The following is a 19,785-nucleotide window of genomic DNA, read 5'->3' as shown; positions in this document are numbered from 1 at the left end:
GAGTCGATGAGCACGGAGACCGGCAGACGGCTCCCCGCGTTCGCGCGTTCGACGGCACGCCTGGTGCGGCGTGTCGTCGTTTTCGCGCGCCGCCGCGCGGTCGCGTTCAACGAGCTGTGGAAGCACTCGCTGCAGTTCCGCGTCACCGTGTCGACGCTCGCGCTGTCCTCGGCCGTGGTCTTCGTGCTGGGCATGGTCCTGCAGAACCAGATCACCGAACGGCTGCTGGACACCAAGCGCACGGCGGCGGTCGCGCAGACCCGCGCGGCGGCGGAGACGGCCGCCGGCGAGCTCGTCGGCCTCGGCTCCGAGAACGTCGAGGCGCTCACGAACCGGCTCGAGAACGCGCTGAAGAAGATCGCGATCACGCCGACCAGCCAGGACGCGGCCGGGTCGGCGGCGGGGACGTTCGTCCCGGTGCTCGCCAGCGGCGGCCACGACCAGTCCGGCGCCACGCTGGCGTTCGCGGGCCCGTTCGAGAACGTGCCGCCGCGGCTGCGCCAGTTCGTCGAAGCCGACCAGATGAGCTTCCTCGAGCACACCGCCCCCGAGTCCGGCGGCGGGCGCACGACGTACCTGATCGTCGGCACGCCGCTGAGCACCGTGGCCGTCCCGCTGCAGCTGTACCTGCTGTTCCCGCTGACGACCGAGCAGAACACCGTCTCGACGGTGCAGAACACGCTGCTGGTCGGCGGGCTCGTGCTGCTGCTCCTGCTGGCGGGCATCACGAACCTGGTGACGCGGCAGGTGGTCCGGCCGGTCCGGCAGGCCGCCGCGGCGGCCGAGCAGTTCGCCGGCGGCGACCTCGACCAGCGGCTCGCCGTGCTCGGCGAAGACGACCTCGCGAAGCTCGCGGTGTCCTACAACGGGATGGCCGCGAGCATCCAGCGCCAGATCCGCCAGCTCGAGGAGTTCGGCGGCCTGCAGCGCCGGTTCACCTCCGACGTCTCGCACGAGCTGCGCACCCCGCTGACCACCGTCCGGATGGCCGCGGACGTGCTGCACGCGTCCCGCGAGCAGTTCCCGGCCGGCCTCGCGCGGTCGACGGAACTGCTGGTCGACGAGCTCGACCGGTTCGAAGCGCTGCTCGGTGACCTGCTGGAGATCAGCAGGCTCGACGCCGGTGTCGAGGACCTGTCCGCGGAGTTCATCGACGTCCGCCCGATCGCCACCCGCGCGGTCGAGCAGGTGCGGGTGATCGCCGGCAACGCGGGCAGCTCGGTGGAGCTCGTGCTGCCCGAGGAAGAGGTGATCGCCGAGGTCGACGCCCGGCGCGTCGAGCGGATCCTGCGCAACCTGCTCGCCAACGCCGTCGACCACAGCGAGGGCAAGCCGGTGGTGCTGACGGTCGGGGCGAACGAAACCGCCGTCGCCATCACGGTCCGCGACCACGGCGTCGGCCTGCGGCTCGGGGAGGCGGACCTGGTGTTCAACCGGTTCTGGCGCGCCGACCCGTCGCGCAACCGGCGCACCGGCGGTACCGGGCTGGGCCTGGCGATCAGCCAGGAGGACGCGCGCCTGCACGGCGGCGAGCTCGACGCGTGGGGCGAGCCCGGCAGCGGCGCCTGCTTCCGGCTCCTGCTGCCGCGTCAGCAGGGCGTGCCCGTCGGGGATTCGCCGCTGGTCCTGCCGCCGCCCGACCGGTTCGCCGGCGAGGTGCCGCTCGGGATCATCGACGTCACGCCGGCGCCGGAGGCGATCTTCGCCGAACGTGAGGGAATCGGTCAGTGAAACCACACGCTCTCCGGGGGGCCGGGGCGAAGGTCCTGCTTTCGGTCCTGTGCGCGGTGCTGCTCGCGGGCTGCGCGAACGTGCCGCTGGAGTCGCAGCCCCAGGTGGTGTCCGGCGAGCGGCAGGGCCAGAGCTCCGGTGACGTGGTGCCGGAGCCGCCGCCGGGGATCGACCCGCTGTCGCTGGTCCGCGCCTTCGTCGGGGCGACGCTCAAGCCGGGGCAGAACAACGCCGCCGCCCGGGCGTACCTGGACGAGCAGAGCCGGGCGGCCTGGCGGCCGAGCCGCAGCCTGACGATCATCCAGGACACCTTCGGCACGGTCTACGACACCGGCCCGCCGCCGGACCCGGGCACGCAGGTCGTCAACGTCCGCGGGATCGACATCGGCACGCTGGACCAGAACAGCGCGTTCGTGCCGGACTACACCTCGGCGCTGCTGCAGGTGAAGGTGCGCAAGCAGCCGAACGGCCAGTGGCGCATCGTCGACCCGCCGGCCGACCTGTACGCGACCGAGTCCGACTTCACGGAGAACTACACGCCGGTGCCGGTGAGCTTCTACTCGGAGTCGTCGGCCACCTTCGTCCCCGACCGGCGCTACGTCCTCGCGAAGCCGCAGTCGGGGCTGCCGGGCCGGGTGATGGACCTGCTGGTCAGCGGGCCGTCGACGAGCCTGGCCGGCGCGGTGAAGAACCTGCTCGGCGACCCCATCGAGATCGACACGAACGTCAAGAGCCTCGACGACGGGACGCTGGTGGTGCCGCTGACCGGGCTCACGGGGGTGCCCGAAGACATCCGGAACCTGATCGCGGCGCAGATCGTGCTGTCCCTGCAGTACGTCACATCGGCTCGGATCCGCATCCTCGGAGACGGCGCCCCGCTCGTGCCGAACCACCCGGACTGGCGGCAGAGCGACCTGCCCGCGTACGGCGCGTCGCTGTCGATCAGCTTGCAGCTGCCGGGCTTGATGACGGTCGGCGGCCGGGTCCGCTCCCTCGGTGACGGCGCCCCGGTGCCGGGCCCGGCGGGCAACGGCGGGTACGACGTCGTGAGCGCGGCCCAGTCGATCGACGGCAAGCGCCTGGCGGTGGTCGAGCGCAGCGGCGGCGGGGTGCGCCTGCGGATCGGCGACCTCGGCCACGACCTGGCGCTGACCGCCGTCGGCGGCAGCTCCCTGAGCCGCCCGACGTGGCGCCCCGGCACCGGCGAGCTGTGGACGGTGGTCGACGGGCCGTCGGTGGGCCGGATGGTGCTCGACCAGAACGGCCAGTGGACGGCGCTGAGCGTCAACGCCACGGACCTGACCCAGCAGGGCGACCTGACGGAGCTCCGCTTTTCCCGCGACGGCGCGCGCGTCGCGGCGGTGATCAAGGGGCAGCTGTGGGTGGCCTCGGTGGTCGCCAACGGCGACTCGGTGTCCCTGCGCGAGCCGCGCCACCTCCAGCCGCACGAACTCGAGGACGTCGTCGACGTCGACTGGGTTGCCCCGGACAGCCTGGTGGTGGTGACGAAGTCGTCGTCCCAGCCGGTGGTCAAGGTGACGGTGGACGGCCAGCGGATCGACCCGTTCAACAGCAGCAACCTGACCCCGACGGTCCACGGCGTGACGGCGGCCCCCGGCCGCCAGATCGTGGTCGCGGACGCCAACGGCCTCTGGACGGCGTCGGTGCTGGGCGAGGTGTGGCGGCCGCAGGGGCACACGATGAAGGACGCGGATCCCTTTTATCCGGGCTGATCTTTTTCACTCGGGTGGGTGACGTCCGGGCGTTCGAAACTGTCGGTGCCGGTCGTGACACTGTCGGTGTGCTGAAGAGACTGCTCGATCTGCTGATCCCCAGCCGCTGCGCCGCGTGCGGAGCCCGGGGCGAGCCGTGTTGTGCCCAGTGCGAGGGAGTGTGGGGCGCGGCCCGGGAGGTGGTGCGCGCGCCCACGGCCGGGTTGGTGCGGGTGTTCGCGCTGGCCAGGTACCGCGGGGTGGGCCGGAGGTTGTTGATCGCGTACAAGGAGCGCGGGCGTCGTGACCTGGCGCCGTCGTTGGGGCGGGTGCTGGCGGAGGCGGTGATGGCGCTGCCGTTGGAGGTGGCTGCGATCGGCGGGGCGGGTGGGGCTTCGGCTCGGTCGGGCGCTGGTCCGGCGGGGTCTGGCGGAGCTTCGGTCTGGCCGGATGTGGGTTCGGGTCGGCCGGGTGGGGTGCCTGTTCGGTCGGGTGCTGTTCCGGCGGGGTCCGGTGGAGCTTCGGTCTGGCCGGATGTCGGTTCGGGTCGGCCGGGTGGGGTGCCGGCCCGGTCGGGTGCTGTTCCGGCGGAGTCGGGCGGAGCTTCGGTCTGGCCGGATGGCGCTCCGGGTCGGCCGGGTGGGGTGTCGGCCCGGTCGGGTGCTGTTCCGGCGGAGTCGGGCGGAGCTTCGACCTGGCCGGGTGCTGGTTCGGGTTGGCCGGGTGGGGTGCCAGTCCGGTCGGGCGCTGGGTTGGGTGGGGCGTCGCCTGAATTCGGCGCAGGTTCGACCGGGCCGGGTGCGGGTTCGGCTCGGCGCGGTGGGGTGTCGGTTCGGTCGGGCGCTGGCCCGGCGGGGTCTGGCGGAGCTTCGACCTGGCCGGATGCCGACCCGGATCGACCGGGCGCCGCTCGGGCCGCTCCGGCGCCTCCCCCGGGCGGGTCGGATCAGACCAAACCCCCAAACTCGGCGGCCCGGGCGATCTGCCTGGTCCCGGCCCCGAGCCGCCCATCGGCGGCGCGGGTGCGAGGTGGCCCGCACGTCGAACGCCTGGCCCACGCGGCAGCGAGCGTCCTCGCGGCGCGGGGCATCGAAGTCGCCGTCGCGCCGGCGTTGGAGCTGGCGGGCTCGGCCCGCGACGCGGTCGGCTTGAGCCGCGAACAGCGCATGGCCAACCTCGCCGGCCGCCTGCGGTTCCGTGAGGCCGGGCGCCCGCCGCCGGGATTCAGCGTCGTGGTCCTGGACGACGTGATCACCACCGGTGCCACGGCGGCCGCCTGCACCAGCGCGCTCGCGGCGGCGGGAGTTACGGTCTCCGCCGTCCTGACCCTGCTGGCCGCCGGCTGAACCGGCCGGGCTCGCCGCCGTGCGTGGAAAACCGATCCATGTGCACCACTGTGGACCTTCCACGGGAAGAGCGCAGGCCGGCGAGAGCGGCCACAAGCGACGGCTCCCGGCCGAGCCGCGCCGACTCGATCGGGTGAGGCAGGTCGTGCGCAGCAACCCCGAAGCACACCGGAAAACCCCGAAGCACACCGGAAACAACCGTGGTGGCGACGGCTCCGGGCCGAGCCGGACGCCGGCCGGGCCGCGGCGAGGCAAGCCGCGCCCAGCAAACCCCGAAACACGCCGGAAACAACGTGGTACCGGTTCCGCACCGCACCCCGATCAACCGCCTCGCAACCAACTTCTCCCCAGCTCAAGCCGCAAAAAAGGGTCCACCGCGAACCCCTTCTCGCGCCCGGGTGAACCTCTCTTCACCTACACGAGTGACAACCGCCGGGAACGCGAGCGGACCGGTGCCCGTTGTCCGGGCATGAGGGTGTCGATCACGATCACTCGGCCGCCACACCACTCCACCGGAGTGGCGGCTGTGGGAGACCGGCCTGTCACCCTCGGCGTCCACCAGCAGGCAGCGGTGCGCCGTCCGTGTGAAACCACGGCGACCGCGCCGCGTCCGACCAGCGGGTGTTTTGCGGTGCCCACTTCGCGATCACTGCGCGGGGTGACCGAGTCCCATCTCCTGACATCCCCCGGCTCGGGGGCTGTTGTAACGGGCGTGAGGAAGCTAACGTGCTCCGCAATCAGCAATCCCCGCAGGCAGGGAGGTGACGAGCCCATGTCCCTGGCGCCGGAGGTGCGCTGAGTCCGCGCTCGGTCACCGGAACGAGACGTCGTCCACCGTTTCCGAGTTCCTTCTCAGCCCGCGATCCGGGCTTACGTCCCCGCAATACCGGCGCCGTGTGTGAACACATCAGCTCGCAGTCATCTCAGCGAGGGAGGTCGTGTATGGACATCGTCGTTAAGGGCCGCAACGTGGAGGTGCCCGACCACTATCGGGCACTTGTCAGCGAAAAGCTGGCCCGCCTCGAGCGCTACGACAGGAAAGTCATCCGGTACGACGTGGAACTGTTCCACGAACCCAACCGACGCCAGGCCAAGAGTTGCCAGCGCGTCGAAATCACCGGAAAGGGGCGGGGCCCGGCCGTACGCGCTGAAGCGTGTGCCGCCGACTTCTACGCGGCGCTCGATTCCGCAGTCACCAAGCTGGAAAACCGGCTGCGGAGGACACACGACCGGCGGCGCGTGCACTACGGCCGCAGCCGTCCGGAATCGGTCGCCGAAGCGACCTCGGCACTGCCGGGTGGTGGATCCCCGGCCGCAGCCAGTCCCGCCGCGCGTACCGCGGTGTTGGACGCACCCGAAGCCGAACCTCAGTCGAACGGCTTCGCGAGTGCCGAAGAATTCCACCTGCCCCAGCAGCAGAGCTGGGCCGACGACGACCTGGGTCACCAGCCCGGCCGCGTCGTCCGCGAGAAGCAGCACACCGCCGACCCCATGACGGTGGACCAGGCTCTCTACGAGATGGAACTGGTCGGCCACGACTTCTACCTCTTCAACGACTCCGACGCGGGCCGGCCCAGCGTGGTCTACCGGCGGAAAGGCTTCGACTACGGCGTGATCCGGCTCGGCTGAGCCGGGCTCGAAGGAGGCCGGACGGAGGGTCCGCACGCGCTCGCGTGCGGGCCCTCCGCATGTCAGAACCTTATTCTGGTTAGGCCGGCGCTACGGACCGCAGGCCGTCCACCTACGTGACATTCGCGCCGGCCGACGGCTGAATAAGGTTCTCAGGACGTACGGCGTGTGCACACGACCGCCACCGTTCCCTACGATGGGGGTGGGAAGGTGGCGCCGAACTCGGCCGCCACCGCGGGAGAACCTGCCCGGGACCGGCCTGGGCGTGCTCATATTCAGCTAGTGAGGTCGACCGGATGGTGCTGAACCGCCTGCTCCGCGCGGGTGAGGGCAAGATGGTGAAGCGGCTGCGCAACATCGCCGATCACATCAACACCCTCGAAGACGACGTCAAGGACCTGACCGACGCCGAGCTGCGGGCCAAGACCGAGGAGTTCCGCAAGCGGAACGGCGACGGCGAATCCCTCGACGACCTGCTCCCGGAGGCCTTCGCGGTCGTCCGGGAAGCGGCCAAGCGGGTGCTGGGCCAGCGTCACTTCGACGTCCAGCTGATGGGCGGCGCGGCGCTGCACCTCGGCCAGGTCGCCGAAATGAAGACCGGCGAGGGCAAGACGCTAACCTGCGTCCTCCCCGCCTACCTCAACGCCATCCCCGGCAAGGGCGTCCACGTCGTCACGACGAACGACTACCTGGCCAAGCGCGACTCGGAGTGGATGGGCCGCATCCACCGCTTCCTCGGCCTCGAGGTCGGCGTGATCCTCTCGGAGCAGCAGCCGGACGTCCGGCGTGCCCAGTACAACGCCGACATCACCTACGGCACGAACAACGAGTTCGGCTTCGACTACCTGCGCGACAACATGGCGTGGAGCCTGGACGACTGCGTCCAGCGCGGCCACTACTACGCCATCGTCGACGAGGTGGACTCGATCCTCATCGACGAGGCCCGGACGCCGCTGATCATCTCGGGCCCGGCGGACCAGTCGTCGCGCTGGTACGTCGAGTTCGCGCGGCTCGTGCCGCTGATGAACGGCATCGACACCACCACGATGGGGTCGCGTGAGCGGGTCGAGAAGACGAACCTGATCAACTCGAAGTACCACTACGAGATCGACGTGCGGAAGCGCACGGTGGCCGTCACCGAGAAGGGCGTCCGGTTCGTCGAGGACCAGCTCGGCATCGACAACCTGTACGAGGCCGCCAACACCCCGCTGGTCGGGTACCTGAACAACGCGCTCAAGGTCCAGGAGCTCTTCCACCGCGACAAGGACTACATCGTCCGCAACGGCGAAGTCATGATCGTGGACGAGTTCACCGGCCGCGTCCTGCACGGCCGCCGCTACAACGAGGGCATGCACCAGGCGATCGAGGCCAAGGAAAAGGTCGAGATCAAGGCCGAGAACCAGACCCTCGCCACGATCACGCTGCAGAACTACTTCCGCCTCTACGGCAAGCTCGCCGGGATGACCGGTACGGCCGAGACCGAGGCCGCCGAGTTCCACCAGACCTACAAGCTGGGTGTGGTGCCGATCCCGACGAACCGCCCGATGGTCCGCGTCGACCAGGCGGACCTGATCTACAAGACCGAGGAAGCGAAGTACGAGGCGGTCGCCGAGGACATCGCCGAGCGGTTCGAGAAGGGCCAGCCGGTGCTGGTCGGCACCACGAGCGTCGAGAAGTCGGAGCGGCTGTCGAAGCTGCTGGTCAAGCTGAGCGTCCCGCACGAGGTGCTGAACGCGAAGCACCACGACCGGGAGGCGCTGATCGTCGCGCGCGCCGGCCAGAAGGGCGCCGTCACGGTCGCCACGAACATGGCCGGCCGTGGTACCGACATCGTGCTGGGCGGCAACCCCGACCTCATCGCCGACCAGGTGCTGCGGGAACGCGGCCTGGACCCGGTCGAGCACTCCGAGGAGTACGAGGCCGCCTGGCCGGAGGTCCTGGAGCAGGTCAAGGCCGAGTCCAAGGCCGAGGCCGAGGAGGTCCGCGAGGCGGGCGGGCTGTACGTGCTGGGCACCGAGCGGCACGAGTCGCGCCGCATCGACAACCAGCTCCGCGGCCGGTCCGGCCGGCAGGGCGACCCGGGCGAGTCCCGCTTCTACCTGTCGCTCGGTGACGAGCTCATGCGCCGCTTCAACGCGACGATGGTCGAGCGCGTCATGACGACCATGCGCCTGCCCGACGACGTGCCGATCGAGCACAAGATGGTCTCCAAGGCCATCAAGAGCGCGCAGACCCAGGTCGAGCAGATCAACATGGAGCAGCGCAAGGACGTCCTCAAGTACGACGAGGTCATGAACGAGCAGCGCAAGGTGATCTACGCCGAGCGCCACCGCGTCCTGGCCGGCGAGAACCTGCGCGACCAGATCGAGGGCATGCTCGTCGACGTCGTCAACGCCTATGTGGACGGCGCGACGGCCAACGGCTACGCCGAGGACTGGGACCACGAGAAGCTGTGGACGGCGCTGAAGACGCTGTACCCGGTGAGCATCGAGTGGGACGACCTCATGGAGGACGGCGACCTCGACGAGAGCAGCCTGCGCGACGCGCTGGTCCAGGACGCCCGCAACGCCTACGACAAGCGCGAAGCGGAAATCAACGCGCTCGTCGGCCCGGAGGGCATGCGGACCCTGGAGCACCAGGTGATGCTGACGGTCCTCGACCGCAAGTGGCGTGAGCACCTGTACGAGATGGACTACCTCAAGCAGGGCATCGGCATGCGGGCGCTGGCGCAGCGCGACCCGCTGATCGAGTACCAGCGCGAGGGCTTCGACATGTTCCGCGCGATGCTCGACTCGCTGAAGGAGGAGGCCGTCGGCTTCCTGTTCAACCTGCAGGTCGAGCGCGCCGAGGCCCCGCCGGCCGAGGAAGCCGCGGCGGTGCCGACGGGCGTCCCCACCGGCAACGGCCAGGCGGCCGAGGGCCGGCACGCGCGGCCGGCGCCGCCGCAGCCGCCGACGACCGACACCGAGTCCGTCCCGGCCGCCCTGCGCGGCAAGGGCCTCGGTGGCGGTGGCCAGCAGCCGGGCATGACGCTGTCCGGGCCGGGCGAGGACGGCGAGGTCGAGTCCCACGCCGAGGGCGAAGCGCAGGCGGCGGGCGGTGGCGCCGGCGGGACCCGCCGGGATCGTCGCGCCGCCCAGCGTGACGCCGCCAAGAAGGGCAAGAAGGGCCCGCGTCGCTGACACGGGTGTGACCGGGGCGCGCGGCTGGTCCGCGCGCCCCGGTGTCATGAACGGGGGAGGGGCTTGGTGACGTCGGCGGATCCGCAGGAGTTCTTCGCGTTGTTCGCGCCCGAGCGGCGGCCGGACCCGTACCCGGCGTACCGGCGGTGGCGCGAGCGGTGGCCGGTCGCGGCCCTGAACGAGCGGACGTTCGTGGTGAGCGGCCTCGCTGAGGCGACGCACGTGCTGCGCGACCCGGCGTTCGGGCACCCCGAACCCGAGTACCTGGATCCGGCGGACCGTCTCCCGGACCAGCCGGTCGACGAATCAGGACGCGTGGTCCGGGCGTTCCTCTCGCTGAACCCGCCGGACCACACGCGCCTGCGGCGGCTGGTGGCGAAGGCGTTCACGCCGCGGATGGTCGAGCAGCTCACGCCGCGCATCGAGGAGATCGCGGCCGCACTCGTCGCCCGCGCGCCGGCGGAGTTCGACGTGATGACGGCGCTCGCGAAGCCGTTGCCGGTCGAGGTGATCGCGGAACTCCTCGGCGTGCCGCTGGACGATCGCGAGCGGTTCGCGGAGTGGTCGCACGCGATGGCGCGGGCGCTGGACCCGCCGTTCCTGCAGCGCCCGGAGACGTTCGAACCGGCGGTCAAGGCCCGCCAGGCGTTCGTGGGCTACTTCCGCGAGCTGGCGGCCGAGCGGCGGCGGGAGCCGGGGGACGACCTGCTCTCGGCGTTGGTGGCGGTGTCCGACGCGGGCGACGTGCTCACCGAGGGCGAGCTGCTGGTGACGCTCACGCTCCTGCTGATCGCCGGCCACGAGACGACGACGAACCTGATCGGCAACGGCGTCCTGGCGCTGCTGCGCGGCCCGGACGGGCTGAAGCCGTTGGGCACGGACGGCGAGAACGCGGCGCGGGTGGTGGAGGAGGTGCTGCGCTACGACTCGCCGGTCCAGCTGACGGCCCGCACGGCCCTGCGCGACACGGAGCTGGGCGAGCTGGCGGTACCGGCGGGCAGCCAGCTGATCATGGTGCTCGGCGCGGCCAACCGCGACCCGGCAACGGGTCCTTCCCCGGAATCCTTCGACCCGGCGCGGGAGCCGGGCCGCCAGCTGGCGTTCGGCCAGGGCATCCACTTCTGCTTGGGCGCGCCATTGGCGAGGTTGGAGGCCCGCATCGCATTCCGCGAACTGGCCCGCCGCCGCCCGGGCCTGACCTTGGCGGGCACTCCGGAGTGGAACCCGACGGCGACCTTGCGCGGCTTGTCGTCCCTTTCGGTGGCGAGCGGCGGTTAGGTTTCGCTGAGCCGCCGGCGACGACGACAACGTGGCCCAAGTGGACCGCGCCGCATCGGCGCGGCGCGGTTCCGTGAGTGGTGGCGGTCGGCGTGGCGCGGCCCGCAAGCCGTTGGCAGGGCGGGGCACCTGAACCCCGCCTCACCTCGCCGCTCTTGCGACCGGTGGCGAGCGGCCCGCACCTCCCCGCCTCACGCCGCCCGCCGGATCGGGTTGGCCGGCTGCTGCGGTTTCAACAGCGCGAACCGCACGCACCGCCAGCCGGTCGGGGTGCGGGTGAAGCGGGCGGCCAGTGCGAACGAGCGGCCATCCGCCTCCACGCGGGCGCACGCCTCGACCACCTCCGGTGCCGGGGTGCACGTGTGGATCGTCTGCGTCCGGTGCCGTGGCCGCGTCCCGCGTGGCCCGATGAACCCCGCGTACACCTCCGGCGCCACCAAAGCGCGGACCTGCGCCGCCGGGCGGCGGCCGTCGTAGGCCTCCAGCAGCATGTTCAGCAGGTGGCCCACCTCGCCCGCGTCGAGCTGCCTCGGCGCCGGATACCGTGCGTCGCCGCGGTGGTGCACGCTCGGTGTCCCCTCTTGCGGACGGTCCGCCCGGCGAGGCACCTCGCAGTGGACCAGCGTTCGCAACCGGTGTTCCTCGATCATTTTCCTTCCCTCCCTGGCTCGGCATTCGCTTAGAGGGGGAACGGGCCGGAAAAGACACCGGAATCGCACGATCCGGGCGGAAACCGCCGAAGCTGTGGATTCCGGCCGACCATTGCGGTAAACCCCCGCTCGGCGAGACACCGCATCCCCGCCCGGGCTATGGTGTGCCCGATGCTGAAAGGGTTGTTGGTCGATTTCGCCGGCGTTCTGACCGATCCCGACGCCGGCCGGTTCTACGACTACCTGGCGGCCGCACGCGAGCGCGGCGTCCGCACCGCGCTGCTGTCCAACGCGCCCCGGGCCTCGGACGAGGTCAAGAACACGATGTCCGATTTCTTCGACGCCCTGGTGTTTTCCGGCGAAGTCGGCGTGGCCAAACCGGACCCGGCGGTCTACCTGATCGCGGCCGAGCGGCTCGGGCTGCCCGCCATGCGCTGCGCGTTCGTCGACGACTCGGCGGCGAACGTCCGCGGTGCCGTCGAGGCGGGCATGGTCGGGGTGCACCACCGGTCGGTCAGCGAGACGCTGGACCGACTCGCCGTGCTGTTCGCGGCCGGGTGAGGGTCAGCGCGCGCGGCGGACCAGCTCGAACGACAGCACCGCGGCGGCGGCCGAGACGTTCAGCGACTCGACGTCACCCGGCATCGGGATGGACACCCACTCCGTGACGAGCTCGCCGACCTCCGGCCCGACTCCGGCCGTCTCGCCGCCGAGGACGAACGCGGCGCGCTGCGGCAGGTCGATGTCGAACACCGTCGTGCGAGCCGACGCGCCCAGCGCGTACAGCCCGTAGCCGGCTTCGGTCAGCATCTCCGCGGCCTCGCGCGCCGAGCCGCAGCGCAGCACCGGCGCCCGGAACGCCACCCCCGCCGACGCCTTGACGACCAGCGGGTCCAGCGCCGCGACGCCGCGCCGGGGCACGATCACCCCGTCCAGGCCGGCCGCGGTCGCCGTCCGCAGGATCATGCCGACGTTCGCGGGCGTGGTGATGCCGTCCAGCAGCAGCACCCGCGACGGCGGCCGCCGGTCGCCCAACGCCGCGGAAAGCGCTCGCATCCGCGGAGCGAGGACGTCGGCGAGCACGCCCTGGTCCTGCTTGCCGTTGCCGGCGAGCACCTTGACCCGGTGGGCACTGGCGCGCTGCACCGGCACGCCGGCCTCCTTCGCCGCGCGCTGGATCTCCGCCGCGCCGGGCCCGCGGGCGGTGTCGGCGAGGATCACCTTGTCCACGCGCAGGCCGCCGTCCGCCAGTGCCTCGAGCACCGGCTTCCGGCCGTACACGGTCAGGAAGCGGTCCTTCGGCGAGATTGTCGACTCATCACCCACACCCCGCAGTCTCGCATCATGAAAGGATCGGCCCATGCCCGACCGCCTTTCCGCGCTGGACGCCTCGTTCCTCTACCTCGAGGACCACGCGACCCCGATGCACGTCGGCGGCGTGGCGATCTTCGAGCGGCCGCGCTCCGGGTTCGGCTACGCGCAGCTGGTCGACCTCATCGGCGGGCGGCTGGCCTACCTGCCGCGGTACCGGCAGCGCGTGCTCGAGGTGCCGGGCCACCTGGCGCGGCCGGTGTGGGTGGACGACGTCGACTTCGACCTGAACTACCACGTCCGGCGCTCGGCGCTGCCCCAGCCGGGCAGTGACGAGCAGCTGTTCGACCTGGTCGCCCGCCTGATGTCGCGGCGCCTGGCGCCGGAGCGGCCGCTCTGGGAGGCGTACTTCATCGAGGGGCTGGCCGGCGACCGGGTGGCGCTGGTGACGAAGACCCACCAGTCCGTTGTGGACGGTGTCGGCACGATCGACCTCGGCCAGCTCATCCTCGACCTGGAGCCGGCCGAGCCGGAGCCGTTCGAGGACACCTGGACGCCGCGCCGCGAGCCGAGCCGCACCCAGCTGGTGCTGGACGCGGTCAGCGAGGGCGTCCAGCGGCCGGGCGAGGTGGTGGAGAACGTCCGGTCGGCGGCGAACGACGCGTTCGCGGCGGCGGGCAAGTTCGCCGAGACCGTCGGCGGGGTGGCGTCGACGCTGCGCACCCTGGTGAGCCCGGCGCCGCCGGGGCCGCTGAACGTCCGGGTGTCGGGTGGTCGCGTGTTCGGCGTGGTCCGCACGCGGCTGGAGGACTTCCGCAAGATCCGCGCGGCGCACGGCGGCACGGTCAACGACGTCGTCCTCGCGGCCATCACGGGGGCGCTGCGCGAATGGCTGCTTTCGCGCGAGGTCCAGCTCACGCCGGACACGACGATCCGCGCGCTGGTGCCGCTGGCGGTCCGCGACGCCGAGACACCCGCGTACTCGACGCCGGGGCTGGTCGGCAACCAGGTGGCGGCGTACCTGGTGGACCTGCCGGTCGGCGAGCCGAACCCGGTCCTGCGGCTCCAGCACATCGGGCACGCGATGGCCGAGCACCTCGATTCGGGCCGTTCGGTGGCGGCGCGCGGCCTCCTCAAGGTCGGCGGCTTCGCCCCGGCTACGCTCCATTCGCTGGGCGCGCGTGCGGCGGGGTCGCTGTCCGGGCGGATTTTCAACGTCATGGTGACCAACTCGCCGGGCCCCCAGGTGCCGATGTACGCGGGAGAGGCCAGACTGGTCGAGATGTTCCCGGTGATGCCGCTGATGCGCACCCAGGCGCTGGCGATCGGGGTGACGTCCTACCACGGCGGCGTCTACTTCGGACTGAACGGCGACCGCAAGGCCGCGTTCGACGTCGATCTGGTCGCCGGGATGATCGAAGAGTCCTTGGAAGAGCTGAAGGGTGCGCACTGGTGAGGGTTTATCTGCCTGCGACCATCGCGATGCTTCGCGACCTCGAGACATCGGGGGAGTTCCGCGCCCGCAGCGGAACGGCCTTCGCGCTGACGCCGGCGTTGCGCGAGGCGTACTCGAGCGGATCGGACGAGGAGCTGGAGTACGCGGCGTTGCTGGACGCGGCCCGGGCTTCGCTGCGCCTGATCGCGGCGGAGGAGAAGGGCGAGCCACGCCGGGTGGTGGTGTCGGCGGACGTCGCCGGGGTGACCCTGCGCCCGGACCTGGACGCACCGGTGGTGCGAATCGGCGGCCCGATCCCGCTGTCGGCGGTGGCGGCGATCCACGTGGACGCCCCGGAGGCGGCCGAGGCGGTGACCGCGGCGGCGGCGGTGATCGACGCGGCCGACCTGGGGGATCCGGACGCGGAGTTCACTTTGGGGGACGCGGAGGACCACGAGCTGGCTTGGTATGCGCCGCAGGAACTGCCGTTCCTGCTGGAGCTGCTCTGAGTCTCCTACCTCTACCTCGTCGAGCTGCTGCGCGAGTGCGGCGCCGGCCACACCAAGGCTTCGGCGGGTGATCGTGCTGCGCCAGGAGGTTGTCCCCAACCGGGGTCGCCTGTGGACAACCGGCGTTGAGCCGGGGTTTTGTCGGTGGGGGCCGGTAGACTGGACTTGGGGACGCCCCCCTGGGTGTGGTGGGGGATGTTTGTGGGGGCCTGCGGGGCGGGGCGCAAAGAGCTGGGGCTGGTCGGAGCCGCCCGCCGGCCGGACCGCACGGTGAGTGAACCACTCCTCCGCGGCTGATGAAGACGGCATGCGCAAACGGGACGGCATCGGCGGTTGCGCTGTGCTGCTCGTTCTCGTCGCGATGATCGTGCTCGTCCTGGGTGCCCTGGTCTTCGGGATCATGACCGCGACGGATTACCTCCCTCGTCACTGAGGGCGGACTAGGGTGTCGTCACTCTGCGGACCCTTCCGTGCGGAGCCGTCGCCGGCCGCGTGAAGCGGCCGGGCCGCGAAACGTGACTAGCCGACCTCGCCCGCGGGCGGTGGCTGGACGTCCACCGGTGTGCCCCAGTCCGAATAGCGCGTGGTGATGCGTGCTTCCGAGCCCGGCAGGATCGGCGAGAGGTCCAGCACGATCTGCAACGGCCGGTGCGTCTCGTCGAGCCACAGTTCCACCGGGAACTTGCCGCCCACCCGGCCCGCCGCGTCCGCGGGCAATCCCGCCGGCAGGTCGGTGCCCAACCGGGCCAGCTCCAGGTCGACGCGGTAGTGCTCCGCCGGCACTCCGCCCAGGTCCGTGCGCTCGGCCGCGATGATCGTGCCCGCCGTGCGGATTTCGCCGAGGGTGTGCGCCGGGTCGTTCTGCGCGGCCAGCTGCGTCAGGCTGGCCCCGAGGACCTGGGAAAACGGGTCCGTGCCGTCCGCCGCGACCACCACCCACGGCTTGCCCGTGCCGACCTCGTCGCGAGAGCCTTCCGGCACCTTCGCGTACAGCTTTCCGGCCACCAGCCGCAGCTCCACCGGCTCGCCGAGGAAGTCCGTCGTCATCACCTGGGCCGTCCCGCCGGCGCCGAACCGCGCCTGGCCCTGGCCCTTCGACCGGACCGAGCCGACCGCGACGTCCGTGCCGAACTTCGCCGAGCCGCCGCTCGTCGTGGCCGCCGTCGCGGCGTCGGCCAGCGCTCGCGCGTCTTCGAACGCCGGACGTCGCGGCGGGTCGGTGCACGCACCGGCGAACAGGGCGAACAGCAGCACCACGGCGGCTTTGCGCATGGCGCCAACAAAAACACAGCGGCTCCCCCGAACTCATTCGGGGGAGCCGCCGCTACTCAGCGTCGTCCGGTCAGCGACCGGCCTTCTTCATCAGCTCGCCGAGGTCGACGACCTGGTCGGCCGGCGGGGCCGTCACGTCGACCTGGGTGCCCCAGTCGCTGTACTTCATCGTGAACTTCGCGTCGCCGGCCGGCGCGCCCAGCGCCTGCATCATCGGGCCCTGGTCCATGGTCACCTGCACCGGCAGGTTGTCCTTGTTCAGCCACAGCTCGGCCGGGAGCTTGATGTCCTTGCCCTTGAGCATGTCGGTGAGCTTGTCGCGCGCCGCGGCCGGGACCTGGCCGGTGAACTGGTCGACGGCCTTGGCGACGTCGAGCTCCACCTTGTAGTGGTTGACCTTCTCGCCGTTCAGCTCGGTCTGGTCGGACGAGATGATCCGGCCCGCCTTGGAGATCTGGTCGAGCATCTTGCTCGGGTCGCTCTGCTCCGCCGACTGCGACAGCGCGCCGCCCAGCGCCTGCGAGAACGGGTCGTTGCCGTCGGCCGAGATCTTGGCCCAGCCCTTGTCCGTACCCAGCTGCTGCTGCTCTCCGGCGGGCAGCTTGATGTACATGACCTTGTCGACCAGGCGCATCTCGGTGGTCTGCCCGGCGGCGGTGCTCGTCATCGAGAACCGGGTGTCCGTCTCGTCCATCGCCATCGCGCCGGTGGCGCTCAGCGTCTGGCCGGCGGCGGAGCCCTCCATGGTGAACTTCGCCGACTTCGACTTCACGGTGTTCTGCTTGGACGCCGACGCCAGCTGGATCGCGTCGGTGAACGGCGAAGCGAGGCCCGCCGACTGGCTCTGCCCGCCCGCGGCGGCCGGTTCGGCGGTGCCGGTGGCGGAATTGCCGCTGCACGCGGTCAGCGTGAGCACCAGCGCGGCGCCCGCGGCGACCAGAGTGGTCTTGCGCATTGAGTTCCCCTCAGAGTCGGATCTTCCGCTCGGCATATCGCCTGATCGGGTGATTGGTTACCGATATGACGGAGACGACCGGCGATCGGTTCCCGGTTGTCTCAGGACTCAGTGGTGCGGGTCACATCGTGGCCCCCACGTGACGCCAGCAGACGCCGCAGGGACGCAAGCCGCTCCGGGCTCGCCTTCCCCTCGGTGACGACGTCGTCGAGCGCGCAGCCCGGGTCCTCGGGCGCGCCCAGGTGCCCGCAGCCGGACGGGCACTCCTCGGCGGCCGCGGCGAACTCCTCGAAGGCGTCCACGATGTGGTCCGCCGTGACGTGGGCCAGCCCGAACGACCGCACGCCGGGCGTGTCGATCACCCAGCCGCCGCCGGGCAGCGGCAGCGCCACCGCGGCGACGGACGTGTGGCGCCCCTTCCCGACCCCGCTCACCACGCCGACGGCCAGGTCGGCGTCCGGAACCAGGCGGTTGACCAATGTCGACTTGCCGACACCGGAGTGGCCGACCAGTGCGGTCAGGTGGTCTTTCAGCAGCTCGTCGAGGCCTTCGGGCTGTTCGTCGTGCCGGCTGACGATCACCGGGATGTCGAGGCCCGCGTAGCCCGCCAGGAGCTCGTCCGGGCTGGCCAGGTCGGCCTTCGTCAGGCACAGGACCGGCTCGACGCCGCCCGCGTAGCAGGCGACGAGGCAGCGGTCGATGAAGCCGGTGCGCGGCGGCGGGTCGGCCAGCGCGGTGACGATCAGCAGGCGCTCGGCGTTCGCGACGACCAGCCGCTCGTACGGGTCGGTGTCATCGGCGGTGCGCAGGAGCGAGCTGGTGCGCTCGTCGACGCGGATGATCCGCGCGAGGGTGTCCGGTTTGCCGGAGACGTCCCCGACGATGCCGACCCGGTCGCCGACGACCACCGGGGTCCGGCCCATTTCGCGGGCCCGCATGGCGGTGATCACCTGGGCCGGATCGGCGTCGATCGCGCAGGTCCAGCGGCCGCGGTCCTTGCCGATGACCATGGCCGTGACGGCGTCGGCGTGCTCGGGACGGCGCTTGCTGCGGGGCCGGGTGCCCTTGCCTGGACGCACCCGGACGTCGGACTCGTCCAGCTTGCTCCAGTCGTTGCGCGCCAAACCCGTCGTCCTCTCGTGTGCCGGTGCCCACCCGAATGATCCCACGCCGCTCGCCACGGCCCTGGCCTGCGTGTAACGATGACCCAACCGGTATAGGAGGTTGGCCATGTGCGGGCGCTACGCCGCCACGAAGGACCCGGCGAAGCTGATCGAGGAGTTCGACGCGATCGACCTCACCGAAGGCCACGCGCGCGCCGACCACAACGTGGCACCGACGAAGACCGTGGTCACGGTCGTGCAGCGGCACCCGCGTGACGAAGACGGCCAGGTCCTCGAGGACGAGCCCGCCGAGCGCTCGCTGCGGATGATGAAGTGGGGCCTGGTGCCGTTCTGGGCCAAGGACCCGTCGGTCGGCTCGCGGATGATCAACACGCGCGCCGAGACGGCCGCCGAGAAGCCGGCCTTCCGCCGCGCGCTGGTGTCGCGCCGCTGCCTGGTGCCCGCCGACGGCTGGTTCGAGTGGCGCCGCACGGGCAAGGAGAAGGAGCCGTTCTACATGACGGCGCCCGATGACTCCTCGATCGCGTTCGGCGGGATCTGGGAGAGCTGGCGGCCGAAGGACGACGACAAGGCCTCGCCCCTGATCACCTTCTCGATCATCACGACCGACGCGGCCGGCCAGCTCACCGACGTCCACCACCGGATGCCGCTGATCGTGCCGCGCTCCCACTGGGACGGCTGGCTGGACCCGGACCGCGAAGACGTCACCGACCTGCTGGTGCCGACGCCGGACGACATCGTGGCGTCGCTGGAGCTGCGGCCGATCTCGAGCAAGGTGAACAACGTCCGCAACAACGGGCCCGAGCTGCTGGAACGGGTCGATCCGGCGCAAGAGGGCGCCCTGTTCGACGCGCCGAAGTCATGACGGCCCTCCCGATCGAGACCGCCCACGGCCCGGCGCGGGTGTACCTGCACTGCGCCGAGGAGGGCGTGGCAGTGCTCATGCTCGGCCACGGCGCGGGCGGCGGGCTCGAGGCGAAGGACCTGGTGGCGGTGACGCGCGCGGCGCGGGCGGCGGGCGTGCACGTGGCGCTGGTCGAACAGCCCTACCGGGTGGCGGGCCGCCGCGCGCCAGCCCCGGCGAACCAGCTGGACACGGCGTGGCTGACGGTGGCGGACGAGCTGTCGGAGCGTTTCGACGGCCTGCCGTTCGTGTTCGGCGGCCGGTCATCGGGCGCGCGGGTGGCCTGCCGGACGGCGTCGGCCGGGCAGGCGGTGGCGGTGCTCTGCCTGGCGTTCCCGGAACACCCGCCGGGCCGGCCGGAGAAGACGCGCCAGCCGGAGTTCGACGCGGTCGAGGTGCCGACCCTGGTGATCCAGGGGGAGCGGGACCCCTTCGGACGCCCGAAGCCGGGGCCGCACCAGGAGCTGGTCCTGGTCGACGGCGACCACAGCCTGGGCAAGGACCTGGAGACGATCTCGCGCGCGGCGACCGAGTGGCTTTCGCGGGTGCTGCGGCCGCTGGCCTGAGTTGTCCACAATGGGGTCGGTTGTCCACAGATTTGCCGAGGGGCGGTTTTTGCGCCCCTGCCGCCGATAGACTGGACAGGGGCCGCCCCCGTTACCTTTTTCGTAGTTCCTGATCAAGGAGCTGTGGTCGCCAGGCCCGGCATGACTGACGCCCCCAGTCGCACGCATGATCCGGGGGGTG

16 protein-coding genes and 1 pseudogene are annotated in these 19,785 nt (G+C 71.4%); 12 read left to right on the top strand and 5 right to left on the bottom strand.

What is annotated here, in order from left to right:
* Positions 1–6 precede the first annotated feature (6 nt).
* From mtrB to AB0M30_RS44235, 6 genes and pseudogenes are all read left to right on the top strand, one after another.
* Positions 7–1,731 (top strand): MtrAB system histidine kinase MtrB, encoded by a 1,725-nt coding sequence (gene mtrB, locus AB0M30_RS44260; protein ID WP_364597693.1) that lies wholly within the window; start codon positions 7–9, stop codon positions 1,729–1,731.
* Positions 1,728–3,464, top strand: coding sequence for an LpqB family beta-propeller domain-containing protein (locus tag AB0M30_RS44255; RefSeq protein WP_364597691.1), 1,737 nt, complete (start codon positions 1,728–1,730; stop codon positions 3,462–3,464). Before mtrB ends, AB0M30_RS44255 begins: the two co-directional genes overlap by 4 nt.
* Positions 3,465–4,426: 962 nt before the next feature.
* A pseudogene (locus AB0M30_RS44250) lies at positions 4,427–4,789 on the top strand (hypothetical protein); the annotation flags it as partial.
* A 942-nt stretch (positions 4,790–5,731) separates the two neighbouring features.
* On the top strand, positions 5,732–6,418 hold the full coding sequence (gene raiA, locus AB0M30_RS44245; RefSeq protein ID WP_103341226.1) for a ribosome-associated translation inhibitor RaiA: 687 nt from the start codon (positions 5,732–5,734) through the stop codon (positions 6,416–6,418).
* A 296-nt stretch (positions 6,419–6,714) separates the two neighbouring features.
* Positions 6,715–9,600, top strand: coding sequence for a preprotein translocase subunit SecA (gene secA, locus AB0M30_RS44240; protein WP_364597688.1), 2,886 nt, complete (start codon positions 6,715–6,717; stop codon positions 9,598–9,600).
* Between the two features lie 66 nt (positions 9,601–9,666).
* On the top strand, positions 9,667–10,878 hold the full coding sequence (locus tag AB0M30_RS44235) for a cytochrome P450 (RefSeq protein WP_364597685.1): 1,212 nt from the start codon (positions 9,667–9,669) through the stop codon (positions 10,876–10,878).
* Positions 10,879–11,069: 191 nt separating this feature from the next.
* Here the strand turns inward: AB0M30_RS44235 and AB0M30_RS44230 are convergent, their stop codons facing one another.
* Positions 11,070–11,528: an Rv3235 family protein gene (locus AB0M30_RS44230; RefSeq protein WP_364597682.1), complete on the bottom strand. Its 459-nt coding sequence runs from the start codon at positions 11,526–11,528 to the stop codon at positions 11,070–11,072.
* A gap of 171 nt (positions 11,529–11,699) precedes the next feature.
* Between AB0M30_RS44230 and AB0M30_RS44225 the strand changes: the two genes are divergently transcribed.
* Positions 11,700–12,089: an HAD-IA family hydrolase gene (locus tag AB0M30_RS44225; protein WP_364597679.1), complete on the top strand. Its 390-nt coding sequence runs from the start codon at positions 11,700–11,702 to the stop codon at positions 12,087–12,089.
* Between the two features lie 3 nt (positions 12,090–12,092).
* Here AB0M30_RS44225 and AB0M30_RS44220 read toward each other — a convergent pair whose 3' ends face one another.
* Positions 12,093–12,854, bottom strand: a complete 762-nt coding sequence (locus AB0M30_RS44220) for an RNA methyltransferase (protein ID WP_364597676.1) — start codon at positions 12,852–12,854, stop codon at positions 12,093–12,095.
* A 34-nt stretch (positions 12,855–12,888) separates the two neighbouring features.
* Between AB0M30_RS44220 and AB0M30_RS44215 the strand changes: the two genes are divergently transcribed.
* The 3 genes from AB0M30_RS44215 (at position 12,889) to AB0M30_RS44205 (ending at position 15,216) form a co-directional block, all read left to right on the top strand.
* Positions 12,889–14,295 (top strand): wax ester/triacylglycerol synthase family O-acyltransferase, encoded by a 1,407-nt coding sequence (locus AB0M30_RS44215; RefSeq protein WP_364597673.1) that lies wholly within the window; start codon positions 12,889–12,891, stop codon positions 14,293–14,295.
* A complete protein-coding gene (locus AB0M30_RS44210; protein ID WP_103341231.1) occupies positions 14,292–14,783 on the top strand; it encodes a hypothetical protein in 492 nt (163 codons plus the stop codon). Before AB0M30_RS44215 ends, AB0M30_RS44210 begins: the two co-directional genes overlap by 4 nt.
* A 307-nt stretch (positions 14,784–15,090) precedes the next feature.
* Entirely contained in the window at positions 15,091–15,216 is a 126-nt protein-coding gene (locus AB0M30_RS44205; protein ID WP_360173346.1) for a hypothetical protein, read from the top strand.
* An 86-nt stretch (positions 15,217–15,302) separates the two neighbouring features.
* Here AB0M30_RS44205 and AB0M30_RS44200 read toward each other — a convergent pair whose 3' ends face one another.
* The 3 genes from AB0M30_RS44200 to rsgA all read right to left on the bottom strand — a co-directional run bounded on the left by AB0M30_RS44200 (position 15,303) and on the right by rsgA (position 18,134).
* On the bottom strand, positions 15,303–16,055 hold the full coding sequence (locus tag AB0M30_RS44200) for a hypothetical protein (protein ID WP_364597669.1): 753 nt from the start codon (positions 16,053–16,055) through the stop codon (positions 15,303–15,305).
* 70 nt (positions 16,056–16,125) lie between these two features.
* On the bottom strand, positions 16,126–17,010 hold the full coding sequence (locus AB0M30_RS44195; RefSeq protein ID WP_364597666.1) for a hypothetical protein: 885 nt from the start codon (positions 17,008–17,010) through the stop codon (positions 16,126–16,128).
* Positions 17,011–17,111: 101 nt separating this feature from the next.
* A complete protein-coding gene (rsgA, locus tag AB0M30_RS44190) occupies positions 17,112–18,134 on the bottom strand; it encodes a ribosome small subunit-dependent GTPase A (RefSeq protein WP_364597663.1) in 1,023 nt (340 codons plus the stop codon).
* A 106-nt stretch (positions 18,135–18,240) separates the two neighbouring features.
* On the opposite strand from rsgA, the gene AB0M30_RS44185 reads away from it, so the two are divergent.
* Both AB0M30_RS44185 and AB0M30_RS44180 read left to right on the top strand, forming a co-directional pair.
* Entirely contained in the window at positions 18,241–18,999 is a 759-nt protein-coding gene (locus AB0M30_RS44185; RefSeq protein ID WP_364597660.1) for an SOS response-associated peptidase, read from the top strand.
* Positions 18,996–19,604 (top strand): alpha/beta family hydrolase, encoded by a 609-nt coding sequence (locus tag AB0M30_RS44180; protein WP_364597657.1) that lies wholly within the window; start codon positions 18,996–18,998, stop codon positions 19,602–19,604. Before AB0M30_RS44185 ends, AB0M30_RS44180 begins: the two co-directional genes overlap by 4 nt.
* The last annotated feature ends 181 nt before the right edge of the window (positions 19,605–19,785 follow it).

Source organism: Amycolatopsis sp. NPDC051716 (assembly GCF_040681595.1).
GTDB lineage: Bacteria > Actinomycetota > Actinomycetes > Mycobacteriales > Pseudonocardiaceae > Amycolatopsis.
This window is presented reverse-complemented; position numbering and strand designations above follow the sequence as displayed.

Bases quoted from the DNA above. Each gene is read 5' to 3' on its own strand.
- secA (WP_364597688.1), top strand. From the start codon at position 6,715: ATGGTGCTGAACCGCCTGCTCCGCGCGGGTGAGGGCAAGATGGTGAAG.
- AB0M30_RS44205 (WP_360173346.1), top strand. From the start codon at position 15,091: ATGCGCAAACGGGACGGCATCGGCGGTTGCGCTGTGCTGCTCGTTCTC.
- raiA (WP_103341226.1), top strand. From the start codon at position 5,732: ATGGACATCGTCGTTAAGGGCCGCAACGTGGAGGTGCCCGACCACTAT.
- AB0M30_RS44200 (WP_364597669.1), bottom strand. From the start codon at position 16,055: ATGCGCAAAGCCGCCGTGGTGCTGCTGTTCGCCCTGTTCGCCGGTGCG.
- mtrB (WP_364597693.1), top strand. From the start codon at position 7: ATGAGCACGGAGACCGGCAGACGGCTCCCCGCGTTCGCGCGTTCGACG.
- AB0M30_RS44215 (WP_364597673.1), top strand. From the start codon at position 12,889: ATGCCCGACCGCCTTTCCGCGCTGGACGCCTCGTTCCTCTACCTCGAG.
- AB0M30_RS44195 (WP_364597666.1), bottom strand. From the start codon at position 17,010: ATGCGCAAGACCACTCTGGTCGCCGCGGGCGCCGCGCTGGTGCTCACG.
- AB0M30_RS44180 (WP_364597657.1), top strand. From the start codon at position 18,996: ATGACGGCCCTCCCGATCGAGACCGCCCACGGCCCGGCGCGGGTGTAC.
- AB0M30_RS44225 (WP_364597679.1), top strand. From the start codon at position 11,700: ATGCTGAAAGGGTTGTTGGTCGATTTCGCCGGCGTTCTGACCGATCCC.
- AB0M30_RS44230 (WP_364597682.1), bottom strand. From the start codon at position 11,528: ATGATCGAGGAACACCGGTTGCGAACGCTGGTCCACTGCGAGGTGCCT.
- AB0M30_RS44185 (WP_364597660.1), top strand. From the start codon at position 18,241: ATGTGCGGGCGCTACGCCGCCACGAAGGACCCGGCGAAGCTGATCGAG.